Annotated in this window: 10 protein-coding genes; 8 read left to right on the top strand and 2 right to left on the bottom strand. The window is 67.6% G+C overall.

Translation table 11 applies throughout. The features are described from left to right. The first annotated feature begins 732 nt into the window (after positions 1-732). Positions 733-1,677 (top strand): replication protein RepA, encoded by a 945-nt coding sequence (locus tag AZL_RS32255; protein ID WP_012978551.1) that lies wholly within the window; start codon positions 733-735, stop codon positions 1,675-1,677. Positions 1,678-1,856: 179 nt separating this feature from the next. On the opposite strand, the gene AZL_RS32260 is transcribed toward AZL_RS32255, so the two are convergent. Both AZL_RS32260 and AZL_RS32265 read right to left on the bottom strand, forming a co-directional pair. Beyond that, positions 1,857-2,360 (bottom strand): hypothetical protein, encoded by a 504-nt coding sequence (locus AZL_RS32260; RefSeq protein ID WP_012978552.1) that lies wholly within the window; start codon positions 2,358-2,360, stop codon positions 1,857-1,859. Continuing rightward, entirely contained in the window at positions 2,357-4,204 is a 1,848-nt protein-coding gene (locus AZL_RS32265) for an ABC transporter ATP-binding protein (protein ID WP_042447044.1), read from the bottom strand. The genes AZL_RS32260 and AZL_RS32265 overlap by 4 nt, the downstream gene beginning before the upstream one ends. Positions 4,205-4,417: 213 nt before the next feature. On the opposite strand from AZL_RS32265, the gene AZL_RS32270 reads away from it, so the two are divergent. The 7 genes from AZL_RS32270 (at position 4,418) to AZL_RS32300 (ending at position 13,597) form a co-directional block, all read left to right on the top strand. Next, a complete protein-coding gene (locus AZL_RS32270) occupies positions 4,418-5,698 on the top strand; it encodes a glycosyltransferase family 4 protein (protein ID WP_012978554.1) in 1,281 nt (426 codons plus the stop codon). A gap of 257 nt (positions 5,699-5,955) precedes the next feature. Continuing rightward, entirely contained in the window at positions 5,956-6,948 is a 993-nt protein-coding gene (pseB, locus tag AZL_RS32275; protein WP_042447047.1) for a UDP-N-acetylglucosamine 4,6-dehydratase (inverting), read from the top strand. Beyond that, positions 6,948-8,207 carry an aminotransferase class I/II-fold pyridoxal phosphate-dependent enzyme gene (locus AZL_RS32280; protein WP_012978556.1) on the top strand — a complete coding sequence of 420 codons (1,260 nt, stop codon included), beginning with the start codon at positions 6,948-6,950 and terminating at the stop codon, positions 8,205-8,207. The genes pseB and AZL_RS32280 overlap by 1 nt, the downstream gene beginning before the upstream one ends. Before the next feature lie 218 nt (positions 8,208-8,425). Continuing rightward, positions 8,426-9,985, top strand: a complete 1,560-nt coding sequence (locus AZL_RS32285) for a flippase (protein WP_158306031.1) — start codon at positions 8,426-8,428, stop codon at positions 9,983-9,985. A gap of 136 nt (positions 9,986-10,121) precedes the next feature. Continuing rightward, positions 10,122-10,418 (top strand): hypothetical protein, encoded by a 297-nt coding sequence (locus AZL_RS32290; RefSeq protein ID WP_012978558.1) that lies wholly within the window; start codon positions 10,122-10,124, stop codon positions 10,416-10,418. A 98-nt stretch (positions 10,419-10,516) separates the two neighbouring features. Further along, the gene (locus AZL_RS32295) at positions 10,517-13,000 is read left to right on the top strand and encodes a calcium-binding protein (protein ID WP_012978559.1); all 2,484 of its coding nucleotides are present in this window, start codon (positions 10,517-10,519) and stop codon (positions 12,998-13,000) included. Positions 13,001-13,006: 6 nt separating this feature from the next. Then, a complete protein-coding gene (locus tag AZL_RS32300; RefSeq protein WP_012978560.1) occupies positions 13,007-13,597 on the top strand; it encodes an IMPACT family protein in 591 nt (196 codons plus the stop codon). The last annotated feature ends 159 nt before the right edge of the window (positions 13,598-13,756 follow it).

Raw genomic sequence — 13,756 nt, forward strand, 5'->3', positions numbered from 1 at the left:
CCTGCCGCCATCTGTTGTGTGAGCAAGTGGGTGAGCAAATGGTCGGACACCGGAACCCCGAAGGTCAAAACCAAGGGCCGGCGCCGTCGCGGTTGGTTATAGACTGCGCTTTCCACGCTTCACAAGCCCCCCTCCGAGACCCATCCGAGAGGAGCGCCCCTTACGGGAGGGGGGCGAGACAAGACTCCAACCCCTCCATCCCACCACCTCCCGACAAGGAATGGCCGGAGCCGGGGTTGGAGTCTTGTCGCGCCCCCCCTCGGAACGACTCGCCAGCCCCCGGATCCAGGAAGGACAACGGGCTGGTTACGGATGGCGGGACGGGTTCGGAAACGCCTGGAGCGGGCGGGGCGCGACAGAACTCCAAATGCCCGGCCGGGGAGGAGGGGTGTCGAAACGTAAATCAGCCACGAACCATCACCGACTCGCCTCTGCGACTCGGAAATCAACGAATCGGAAGCGATTCGGCGCCGAATCGAAATGTCCCACCTGGAGTCTTGTCGCGTCGACGGAAAAATCCACAGGCAATCGGGACTATCCGCTGGAGTCTTGTCGCGGGAGTTCTGGAGTTTTGTCGCGCGACTCGCGATTCTCTACTGGAGTCTTGTCGCGCAAACTATTAACTGAATCAAATAACCGTACAAATAGTTTGGGCGACAAGACTCCAAATTGCTGGGACTAACCGGCCGTGATATAGCGTTCACCGCAAAGTCGTGCCAAGGTCAGCTCGCTATGGGACAGATACACACCCTGATCACCCAGCTTGGACGTGACCAGGCGAAGGCGCTCCAGACCGATCCGGATCAGCGTTCGCTAGTCGACGTCGCCGCCGCCGTCCTCGAAGAGGAACGGCAAGAGCTTGGCATCACCTATTCAGGCTTTGCGCTAACCGCTCTTCCACATCGTCGTCTTCCCGACGACCAGCCGTGGGAACGGCGCGGACATAAGATCCGTTTACTGATCGAACCGGGACGACTGCCAATCCGCAACGGTGGCTTTAAACTATACGGTGTTCCGTATGGCAGCCGCGCGCGGATGATCCTTCTGTATCTGCAAACACGGGCGATTCAGACCGACAGCCGCGAGGTCGAGCTGGGCCGCAGCATGCATGAGTGGCTCGACCGGATGGGCCTGTCGGTGGGCGGTCAGACTTACCGCGACATCCGCGAACAGGCTTCCCGCATCGCCGCCTGTAACCTGACCTTCGCCTGGGAGGATGCCCACAGCATCGGGTTTGAAAAGGGGTCGATCGTCAAGGGCGGTATCCATTTCTCGGCCAATGCCGGGGCGGAACCAGGCCAGGGCTCGCTGTGGGAGGACCGCGTCCTGCTGTCAGAAGCCTTCTTCCGCGAATTGAAGGCTCATCCGGTGCCAATCTGGGAACCGGCGCTGCGCCACATCCAGAACAACAGCACCAGCATCGACATCTATATCTGGCTGGCCTACCGGTTGCACAGCCTGAACCGTTCCACACCGATCACCTGGCCGGCGGTGTTCGAACAGTTCGGCGCGGGCTACAGCCGCCTGCGCGATTTCAGGAAACGGTTCATCGAGGCGCTTCAACTGGCCCTTGCGGTCTATCCCGATGCGCGGGTCGATGTGGAGGAGCAGGGGCTGATGCTGCACCCCTCACCGCCGCCGATCCCGGAGCGCAAGTTCGCACAGCTTTGCCGGTGAAGACGCAGCCTGTATCAAACCTGTTCCCGCAAATGATGGGATCCAGGCTGGCGGTCCAAACGCTTGGCGTGGATGGATTCCACCTCTGCGCGAATCAAGGTTTTCTGATGTTCTGGCTCTCGCTGCCGCGTTCATGCCCCCTGCGACAAGACTCCAAATTTGTTCGCTCACTTGCCCGCTCAAGGGCTGGAACGCAGCGCTCGTGCCAACGGACTGAACAAACGCTCAAGCATGGAATTCAAAGAGCTCTCATCCAGCTTGCCCGACATGGCAAGCGCCTGAGGCGGCGTCATGAAGAAAGGCGCATCACCGGCTGAGCCGGCGCGCTGAAGGGTCGCCGCGAGCGCCAGAAGACGGCGGTCGCCTTCCGGCCGCAAGGTGGCGTGAAGCAATACCAGCAGGGTGCCGGGGTCGGCGATACGGGCGTCATTGGGGGCAAGCGTCGTGACCGGCGGACCGGAGACCAGCACCTCCGACAACAGTGCGGCAGCCCGGCCACAAAGAGTATCCTCTCCAAGGTCGGCGGCGTCGGGACTGGCACCAAGGGCGGCATCGGCGTCCACCGCGCAAAGCAGGCCGACGCGCTCGATCCGCTGGAAGAAGGGCAGGGGCGACAGAGCGGCGGCCTCCATGCTGAGCAGGCAGATGGCGAGCGACAGTGCCGGGCGGATCCGGCCCCTCACAGTTTTTCCCTGTCGGTGGCTTCGCTGCCGGCCGCAGAGGCCGCATCATCCGGCAGGAAGCCGCCGACCTGACGGTGCCACAACCGGGCATAAGGGCCGTCGCGGCGCAACAGGGTGGCGTGGTCACCCTGCTCCAGGATCCGCCCCTTCTCCAGATAGAGGATGCGGTCCATCCCGGTGACGGTGGAGAGCCGGTGGGCGATGGCGATCACGGTGCGCCCCTCGAACAGGCCGAGCAGCGCGTCCTGGATCAGATGCTCCGTCTCGGAATCGAGGGAGGAGGTCGCCTCGTCCAACACCAGGATCGGCGCATTCTTCAGGAAGGCGCGGGCGATGGCGACCCGCTGGCGTTCACCGCCCGACAGCTGGATGCCACGCTCACCCACCACGGTGCCATAACCGCCGGCACGGCCATCGATGAAACGGTCGCAATGGGCGCGGATGGCTGTCGCCCGGATCGCCTCGTCCGTCGCCCCCTCGCTGCCATAGGCGATGTTGTCACGGATGGAGCGGTGGAACAGGCTCGGCAGCTGCGGCACCTCGGCCACCGCACGGTTGAGCGAGGCGAGGCTGACCGTGGCGATGTCCTGCCCATCGATCAGGATACGCCCGCCCTGCACGGGGAACTGGCGGCGCAGCAGCCGGACCATGGTGCTCTTGCCCGCTCCCGACGGACCGACCAGCGCCACCCGCTCCCCCGGCCGGATGGTGAGCGACAGGCCGTCGAACACCGCCCCGTTTCCGGGATGGGCGAAGCGGATGTCCTCGAAACGGATGGCGCCGTCGCTGACCGCCAGCTCGGGACGGCCAGGCGGATCCGGGATCTCGTGCGGGCGGACGATCAGCTCCAACGCTCCCGACAGGACGCCCAGCTGTTCGAAGAAGCCGAGCATGCGGGTCGACAGGCCCCAGACATTGGTGCCGACGATGCTGGCAAGCGAAAAGACCATGGCGAAATCGCCCACGCTCATCCGCCCGGCCATCGCCTCCGACACGGCGATGCCGATCAGGGTGATCTGGAAGACCAGCAGGGCGTTGAACAGCCAGAACCACATCTTGGTCAGGAACCAGCGCAGTTCCTTGGAACGGGCGATCTCGCCGGTCAGGGCGTCGGACAACCTGGCCAGCTCCTGCCGGCGGCGGGCGAAGGCGCGCACCAGTTCGGCATTGGCGATGATGTCGACCATGCGGCCAGTGGTCGACGACACCTCCTCGGAGAAGGCGTGCGACAGCCGCAGGCAGCGCCGCGCCAACAGGGCCGACAGGGTCAGATGCGCCGCGGTCCAGCCGACCAGCAGGCCGGCGAACAGCGTCTGGGCCGAGGCCAGCAGGGTCAGGCCGATGGCGAGGACGACGACGATGCGGATGATGTCGTTGGTCAGGATTTCCAGGATCTGGATGGCGCTCTGCCCGGCCTGCTTGACCTTCTGACCCAGGTTGCCGGCGAAATTATCCTGGAAGTAGCGCGGCGAATGATCGATCAGATGGTCGAACAGCCGGACCTGGATGGCGTGGCGCAAGGCCGGCGAGGTATGGAGATCGACCAGCTCGCGCAGGCGGTTGAACAGCGCCGACGCGATCCATAGCCCACCCAGCAGCAGGAACCAGCGCATCACCTCCGCCGTCCAGGCTGGCGAGCCGTTTGGTGGATTTCCAGACAGTCCCGCAAGCGAATCGACCAGCCCGCGCATCGCCACCGGTTCCAACCCCATCAGCCCGATTCCACCAGCGGCGGCGAGGTTGAGCAGGATGGCGCGACCGAGGAAGCCGTTGCGCACGAACATCCACAGGAAGCGCCAGGGCGAGGAGGGCAGGGGCCGACCGGAGAGAAGGGGCTCGGCCACGAGGGCTTTGTTGGAAACAGGCAAGGGGCGTCGGCGCTCCGTCGCGCGATTGGCCGGGCGCTGCCGGCGGACCGCCTCCTTATAGGCGCAAGGCGGCATCAGCGGAATCCATCCTTCCGGGGGCGCCGGTTCCCCCTCTCTTCCCCATCGACAGCGGCGCCGGATGCCCGCAGGCTGTCGCCCCATTCTCCGTCTTCCAGGCATCGTCCTTCCATGCGGATCCTGTTCGTCCACCAGAACACTCCTGGCCAGTACAAGCATCTCGTCCGCCATTTCGCGGCGGATCCGGCCCATCAGGTCGCCTTCATCGGCAAGGTCCGGCGCGAGCTGCCGGGGGGCACGCAGATGGCGCTCTACCGTCCGACGCGCGAGCCGGGGGAGGCGACCCACCCCTATATCCGCATGTTCGAGGGGCAGATCCTGCACGGGCAGGGGGCCGTCCGCGCCGGGCTGGCCCTGCGGAAGGAGGGCTTCACCCCCGACGTGATCTGCGCCCATCCCGGCTGGGGCGAGGCGCTGTTCCTGAAGGACTTGTTCCCGGACGCCCGCCTGCTGCTCTATTGCGAGTTCTTCTACCGGGCCGACGGGTCGGACGTCGGTTTCGATCCGGACCGGCCGGTGACGCTGGAAACGCGCTGCCGCATCCGCGCCAAGAACTCGGCCCTGCTGGCCGGGCTGGAGGCGATGGACTGGGGCGTCAGCCCGACGGAGTGGCAGCGGCACCAGCATCCCGACGTCTTCCGTCCGCGCCTCTCGGTGATCCATGACGGGGTCGACACCGCGGTCTGCCGGCCGGATCCGGCCGCCATCGTCACCCTGCCCGACGGCCGCAGCCTGTCACGCGAGGACGAGGTGGTGACCTATGTCGCCCGCAACCTGGAGCCCTACCGCGGCTTTCCCACCATCATGCGGGCAGCGGCGGAACTGCTGCGGCGCCGGCCCAACCTGCACATCCTGATGGTGGGCGGCGACGAGATCAGCTACGGCGCGCCGCCCGAGGGCGGCGGCACTTGGCGCGAGAAAATGTGGCGGGAGACGATGCTGGACGCCACCGGCGCGCCCAAGCCGGAAGCGGCGCGGCTGCATGTGCTGGGCAAGCTGCCTTATGACCGCTACCTGTCGGTCCTGCGCGTCTCGCGCGCTCACGTCTACCTGACCTTCCCCTTCGTCCTGTCCTGGTCGATGCTTGAGGCGATGGCTTGCGGCGCCGTCATCGTCGGCTCCGACACGCCGCCGGTCGCCGAGGTGATCGCGGACGGGGTGAACGGTCTGCTGACGGGCTTCTTCGATCCGATGGCGCTCGCCGACCGGGTGGAAACGGCGCTGGACGATCCGGACCTGCGCGCCGCCCTGTCGGCCGCCGCCCGGCGGACGGTGGTGGAGCGCTTCGACCTTGCCACCGTCTGCCTGCCGGCGCAGCTCCGCCTGCTTGAGGATGTGCGGGACGGACGGCTGCCGCCCGCCCCGGCATGTCCCGAGACTCGTCCGGCCTGACGGGCCTTGCACCGGGCATCGTCCTGAATTAACCCGATCGTCAGAAAGCGCCGGTTACGGTCGGGATGCATGGCGATTCCGGCAAGGGTCCCCTGGATCACGCGGCGGCCCGGCGGTTTCGAACGATGCGGCTTCAACGGACGGAACCGGCGGTGACCATACACTCCAGCAAGGCGGGCAAGCCCGCAGCAGCGATCTCGGCGGACGCGGACCGACAGAACAAGGACGCCGGTATCGGGCTGGAAGCTGGCCTGCGCATGCTGGACGGCCGGTCGATCCTGGTGACGGGGGGGACGGGTTCCTTCGGGCGCCGCTTCGTCGAGACGGTGATGCGGCATGCCAAGCCGCGCCGGGTCATCATCTTCTCGCGCGACGAGTTCAAGCAGTACGAGATGCAGCAGCGCATGCCGGCGGAGTGGGCGCCGACGCTGCGCTATTTCATCGGCGACGTGCGCGACCGTGAACGGCTGAACCTCGCGATGCGCGAGGTTGATTTCTGCGTCCACGCCGCGGCGCTGAAGCATGTGCCTGCCGCCGAATACAATCCGATGGAGTGCATCCACACCAACGTCTACGGGGCGGAGAATGTGGTGCGGGCGGCGCTGTCGGCCGGGGTGCGGCGTGTCGTCGCGCTGTCGACCGACAAGGCGGCCAACCCGATCAACCTCTATGGCGCCAGCAAGCTGGCGTCGGACAAGATCTTCATCGCCGCCAACAACCTGTCGGGCGCGCTCGACACCCGCTTCGCCGTGGTGCGCTACGGCAATGTCGTGGGGTCGCGCGGCAGCGTGGTGCCGCTGTTCCGCAAGATGATCGCCGAGGGGGCGGACCATCTGCCGGTCACCGACGAACGGATGACCCGCTTCTGGATCACGCTGCAGCATGGTGTCGATTTCGTGTTGTCCTGCTTCGCCATGATGCAGGGCGGCGAGATCTTCGTGCCGAAGATCCCCAGCATGCGCATCGCCGACCTCGCCCACGCCATGGCGCCGGAGCTGCCGCGGAAGATCGTCGGCATCCGGCCGGGCGAGAAGCTGCACGAGGTGATGATCACCGAGGATGATTCCCGCCAGACCTACGAGCTGGCCGACCGTTATGTCATCGAGCCGGCCTTCACCTTCTGGCAGCATGCGCCCTACGAGCGGCTGAACGCCCGCCCGGTGGCCGACGGCTTCCGCTATGCCAGCGACGGCAATGACGACTGGCTGGACGGCGAGCGGCTGCGCGTCCTGTTGACGGAAGCGCCCTGATGGCGGCCGCCTGGCAGCCGGATCCGTCCTTCCTTCCCTATGGCCGCCAATCCGTGGAGGAGGAGGACATCGCCGCGGTGGCCGCGGTGCTGCGCGGGGACTGGCTGACCCAGGGGCCGGCGGTGGCCGCTTTCGAGCGGGCGCTCGCCGGCCGGGTGGGGGCCGCCGGGGCGGTGGCCTGCGCCAACGCCACCGCCGCGCTGCGGCTCGCCTACACCGCACTCGGCATCGGGCCGGGCGATGCGGTGGTGGTGCCGTCCAACACCTTCCTCGCCACCGCCTCGGCCGCCCGCCACACCGGGGCCGAGGTCGCCTTCGCCGACGTCGATCCCGACAGCGGCCTGATGGGCGTGGCCGAGGCCGAGGCCGCCATCGCCCGCGCCCGCCATGCCGGCTGGCGCGTCCGCGCGCTCGCCCCCGTCCATTATGCCGGGCAGACCGCGCCGATGGCCGGGCTGGCGGCGCTCGCCCGGGCGGAGAGGCTGGCGCTGGTCGAGGATGCCGCCCACGCCATCGGCACGGTCGATCTGTCCGCCGGCGAGAGGCCGGTCGGCGCCGGCTGGCCGGAGGTGGAGGCGGGCTCGCTCACCGTCTTCTCCTTCCATCCGGTCAAGACCATCGCCGCCGGGGAGGGCGGGGCGGTCACCGGCAACGACCCGGCGCTGATGGCCCGGGTCCGGCGCCTGTGCAACCATGGCATGGTGCGCGATCCACCGGCGGGGGAGGGCTTCGCCGACCCCAAGGCCGCCCTCGACGCGGAAGGGAGGCCAAACCCCTGGTACTATGAGATGGCGGAGCCCGGATTTAATCACCGGTTGTCCGATATCCATGCCGCCCTGGTGCTGAGCCAGCTCGGACGGCTCGACCGTTTCGTCGAACGCCGTGCCCGGCTGATGGCGCTCTATGCCGAGCGACTGGTCCCGCTGGCCCCGCTGCTGCGGCCACCGGCCCTGGTACCTTGGTGCCGGCCGGCCTGGCACCTGTGCGCCGCGCGCATCGACTTCGATGCTGTGGGGCGGACCCGCGCGGCGGTGATGACGGGGCTCCGTGCCCTGGGCATCGGCAGCCAGGTCCATTACATCCCGGTTCATCGCCAACCCTACTGGCGCCGCCGCTATGGCGATCTCGCCATGTCTGACGCCGTCCTGCCCGGCGCCATGCGGCATTACGCCCAGACCCTGTCGCTGCCCCTGTTTCCGGCCATGGCCGACGGCGACGTCGCGCGCGTCGCCGCGGCGTTGGAGCAGGTCCTCTCCTGACCGCGCACCGGCCTGCCCTGCCGGTCATGACGGCGTATGTTCAGGGTCACGACCATTTCGATTGAGCGATTCCGTTAGCGTTTTGGAGAGGATGGACCGATAACAATGGCGTCGTCAGGAGGGCATAGGCCCAGGCCGAACGGCTGAACAGCCGTATGGCCGAGGTCCGGTCGTCCCGAACGCCGTTCCCACAGTGTTTCGCGTACGGACCTCCGAATTTGCTTCGCAACACGCTTTGGAATCTGCTTGGCGAGGGGCTGCCCATGGTGGCGGCCCTGCTGTCGATTCCGTGGCTGATCTCCGCCGTCGGAATGGAGCGCTTCGGCGCGCTGACCCTGATCTGGGCCTTGCTCGGTTATCTGGGGGTGCTCGATCTCGGGCTGGGGCGGTCGCTGGTCCAGGTCGTCGCCGACCGGATCGGTCATGGCGGACAGCCGGCGGCGGGGAATGGGGCTGGCGGTGTGGCGGGAATCGCCGGGCCGGCCATCGCTCTGATGGGGGCCATCGGCCTCTTGACCGGCGGGGTGGTGGCGCTGGGGGCCGGGCTGCTGGCCAACCGCTTCCAACTGGAGACCGGCACCTCGCCGGAGGAGATCCGGGGCAGCTTGCTGGTGGCGGCGGCCATCGTGCCGATCGCGCTGGTCTCGGCCGGCCTGCGCGGCGTGCTGGAGGCGCACCAGCGTTTCCGTCCGATCAGCCTGGTGCGAATGACGGTGGGGGTGCTGAATTATCTCAGTCCGCTCTGCGTGCTGCCCTTCAGCCAGAGCCTGGTGCCGGTGATCGCCGCCATCGCCGTCGGCCGCTTCATCGGGTTGGTCGGCTATGGCGTGCTGGCGGTACGGCAGATGCCGGATCTGCTGCGTCCCGGCCGCTGGGGCCATCCGTCCCTGCGCGGGCTGTTCACCATGAGCGCCTGGATGATGCTGAACAATCTGGTCGGCCCGGCGATGCTCTATGCCGACCGCTTCATCCTGCTCAGCCTCGTTCCGGCGGCGATGGTCGCCTTCTACACCACCCCGTTCGAGCTGCTGTCGCGGCTGATGGTGATCCCCGGCGCCCTGTCGCTGGCGCTGTTCCCGCTGGCCTCCAGCCTGTTCCGGCGTGATCCGCCGGCGCTGGGCCGCATCCTGGACGCCGGCGGCCACCTGACGCTGGCGGTATTCCTGGCGATGCAGGCCGCCACCATCGTCGGCGGCGAGACGGCGCTGGAGCTGTGGCTGGGGCCGGCCTTCGCCGCAAACAGCGCGTCGGTGCTGTCGATCCTGATGCTGGGCGTCTTCTTCAACGCCACCGCCTATGTGCCCAACACCCTGATCCAGAGCGTCGGCCGCGTCGACGTGACGGCACGGCTGCAACTGGTCGAACTGCCGGTCTATCTGGGGGTGCTGTGGCTGCTGGCGGAGCGCTATGGCGCGGTCGGCGCCGCGGCGGCCTGGAGCCTACGCACCGCGGTCGATTGCGGGCTGCTGCTGCTGCTGCTGCCGCGGGTGGCGCCGGGAACGGGGGGGGTGGCGCTGACCATCGGCCTGCGCGCGCTGCTGGCCGGGGCGGCCGGGTTGGCCGGGTTGCTGGTCGGCGGACCGGTGGGGGCGGCGATCAGCCTGACCGGCCTGCTGGCGGTCGGGCTGGGGGTGGCCGGCCAGCTGCTGCGCACCCGGTCCTGGGAAAAGCTGGCCTCCCCGCTGCGCAAAAGCCGGCTGGCCTCGAGGTCCAGCGGTCTATCGGCGTCCGGGGCCCGTGGGGGAGGCATCGACGGAGCGGCGGCGGACCGTCCGTGACAACCGTCTTGGGAGCGGGGCCGGCTGGGCCGCCGGACGCACTCTAGCGGCACGGTCGCGCAGGTGGTTCCTTTGCCGTTCGAAATGCGCTATGTGAGCGGAAACTCTGTGCAACGCTGGTTGGAGTTCGAAGGCCATGGCCGAGGGTACTGTGGACTATTACGCGATGGTCGAAGAGGCTTGGCAGCTCAGCGACACCGCGCGCGATTATGTGAAGAACGCCGGTCGCGAGGTGGACAACACCGAGCTGTGGGAGAAGGTGTTCGCCGCCTCGCCGCTGATCGATCTGGAGCGCACCCGCGCCGAAGGCGGCCAGCCCTTGCAGAAGATCTTCTTCAAGAACCCCTACGGCCTGCAGTACCGTGCCGATCACAAGGACTGGATCCCGTTCCGTCACGGCGCGCTTGACCCGGCCTATCTCCAGGTCATCTGACCTCCTTCCATCCCATGGCCCGTTCAGCCGGCTGTTCGCAGCTCTGACCGGGCGGGACCGGGAGTGACGTCGCGAGGGAGACGGGCAGAGGAGCGGGCATGGCACGGCTGGTGGCGGGGCAGGGCTTCACCCTCGATCTGGATGAGGCCCGGCTGGCGAATGGTTTCGTCGCCGACGCCTTCACCACCCTGCCCGACGCCTTGTCCATCGCCGCCGGTCCGGGCAGCCAGACCGTCACCCGCAAGGTCGCCGGCCGGGCGCATGCCACCACGATCGACTATGCCGCCACCGGTGGCGGGACGGCGTCCAACATCCGTTTCACCGCATTGACCGACCGCGATGCCGATGGCGCCCTGCGCTATCGGATCGAGGGGCTGGATGTCGCCCTGACCGGCGGGACGCTCGGCCGGTTCGGCGCCCGCGCCTTCCAGCAGATCGACGGCTTCGTCGGGGCGGATGGCGACGACAGCGTCTATCTGGGCGTGCCCGGCGGGCGTAGCTTCGACGGCGGCGGCGGCATAGACCGGGCCATCTACGGCACTGATCCGCGCCGCTACGCCCTGCAGGACGGCAGCCACCGGGCGGAGACGCCGGTGGTGGTGGCGCTCGACGGCGGCGGCCGGCGCTATGCCGTGGTGTCGAGTCGTAGCGCGGACGTGCTGACCGATGTGGAGATGGTCACCATCGATGGCCGCACCGCCGCCCTGGTGGCCTTCGCTTTTGACGCGCGGGGGTATCTTGCGGCCAACCGTGACCTTGCCGTCGCCTTCGGCGACAATGTGGTCGCGGCCGCCGCCCATTACGCCTGGAGCGGCCGGAACGAGGGCCGCAGCCTCGGCGGGTTCGATGCGCTGGGTTATCTGGGCGCCAATCCGGACCTGCTCGGCGTCGTCGGTGCCGATGCCAATGCCGCGCTTCACCACTATCTGGTCAGCGGTGCGCGTGAGGGGCGGACAGCCGGTTTCGATCCCTATGGCTATCTCGCCTCCAACCCGGATGTGCTGGCGGTCTACGGTCTCGACCCCGTGGCGGCGCTGATCCATTATGGTCAATCCGGTCTGCGCGAGGGGCGGACGGCGACCGGATTTGATGCGCTCGGCTACATCGCCTCCTATCCCGACCTGATCACCGCCTTCGGGACCGACGGCAAGGCCGCTGTCCGCCATTATCTCACCAGCGGCCTCGCGGAGGGGCGCGGCATCACCTTCGATGCGGCGGCTTATCTGGCCGCCAACCCCGACGTGGCGGCGGCCACCGGCGGCAATCCCGCGGCGGCCGAGGCCCATTACATCATCGCCGGGCGGCGCGAGGGCCGGATGGCGCATCCCGCCCCACGGCAAGCCGAGCGGCTCGCCGTCCCGTCCCTGGCGGCGGCTCCGCTGCCGCAGGGGGCGCCGGTGGTGCTGACCGGCACGACCGGCAACGACACGCTGAGCGGCACCGCCGATTCCGACGCGGTGGACGGGTTGGCCGGCGTCGACAGCTTCGTGCTGACCGGCGCGCTCGCCTCCTATTCGTTGTCCATCGATTCCGGCGGCGCTCTGCTGATCAGCGGTCCCGACGGCACCGATATGCTGACCAGCATCGAGCTGCTGCAAGCCACCGACGGGATCCATCCGGTCGGCTCACTGGTTGGCTTCTCCCAACCATCATTGGCCGGGCTGACCGTTTCGGCGGCGGCAAGTGCCGGCAATGATTATCTGATCGGCACGTTCCGGGGCGACGCCATCGGCGGCGGGGCGGGCAATGACACCATCAGCGGGCTGGCCGGCAACGACACGCTGTTCGGCAATACCGGCAACGATGTCCTGCTGGGCGGCGACGGCGCCGACCAGCTGGAGGGCGGGGCGGGCAGAGACCTGCTGTTCGGCGGCGCCGGGGACGACCTGCTGCGTGGCGATATCATCGATGTCGCCGGCAATGACACCTTGCTGGGTGAAGAAGGCAACGATTGGCTTGATTCCGGACCGGGGAACGACTGGCTGGACGGCGGCGCCGGCGTCGACACGCTCTATGGCGGGATCGGCAGCGACGTGCTGCGTGGCGGCAGTGGCGACGACATCCTGTTTGGCGATGTCTATACCGACCGCAGCCACGCGATCTCCGTCAATCCCAACGACTCCGTCACCGGCTATGAGGATGTGCTGCTGGGCGGTGCCGGCACCGACACGCTGATCGGCGGCTATGGCGCCGACCTGCTGGACGGCGGCGTCGGAGCGGACATCTTCTCGATCCGCAACCTGAACGAATCCACCCTCGCCGCCCCGGACATCATCATCAATTTCAACGGTGCCGTCGTGGCGGCGGAAGCGCTGAAGGGGCTGGCGAGCTATGCCACCGCCGGGGCGGAGGGCGACCGCATCGACCTGTCGGAGATCGATGCCATCGCCGGCACCATCGACAACGACGCCTTCACCTTCATCGGCACCGCCGGCTTCAGTGCCGCCGGTCAACTGCGCTACCAGTCCTCCGGTACGGTGACACTGATCGAGGGTGAGGTGAACGGCAATGGGGTGGCCGATTTCCGCATCCAGGTCAACATCGCCAACTACCGCTTCTCCGCCTTCGATTTCGTGCTGTAGGCGGCGATGTTCACCCTCACCAGGACCGAACGGTTCGAACAGGAGATCAAGAAGAGCCGCTTCCTGGCCCAGGCCGCCCCGGCCGGCAGCGAGGAGGAGGCGCGTCGCTTCATCGCCGAAGCCAGCATTCCGGAGGCCGGCCACAATTGCTGGGCCTGGCGGGTCGGCGACGTCTATCGCTTCAACGACGATGGCGAGCCGGGCGGGACGGCCGGCCGCCCGATCCTGCAGGCCATCGAGGGCCAGGACCTCGACCGGGTGGCGGTGGTGGTCAGCCGCTGGTTCGGCGGCATTCTGCTGGGGGCGGGCGGGCTGGTGCGCGCCTATGGCGGCACGGCGGCGAATTGCCTGAAGGCGGCGGCGCGCGAGCCCATCATCACCTACGCCACCCTGTCCGTCGTCTGCGGCTTCGCCGATGAGGCGCGCCTCCGCTCCGGCCTGAACGCCTTTCCCGGCAGCCGGGCCGAGACCGTCGGCTTCACCGCCGACGGTGTCCAGATCCAGGTCGTGCTGCCCCGTGATCATGCCGACCGCTTCGTCCGTCTGGTCACCGATCTTTCCCGCGGCCAGGCTGTGGTGGACTTTGTCGCCGACTGAAGCCCACCTCTTTATTTACCATAAGTATAGTTATGTGTTTTTTGCGTGTACGCGCGGTAGGTTCTATTCTGAAGTGCGACTTTCCTGTAATCACAGTGGTTTACGGGTGGTAAGTGCTGATGGGAGCACATTATTCTCAGATCGATTTTGCCGAACGTC

The sequence above is a fragment of the Azospirillum sp. B510 genome (assembly GCF_000010725.1).
GTDB lineage: Bacteria > Pseudomonadota > Alphaproteobacteria > Azospirillales > Azospirillaceae > Azospirillum > Azospirillum lipoferum_B.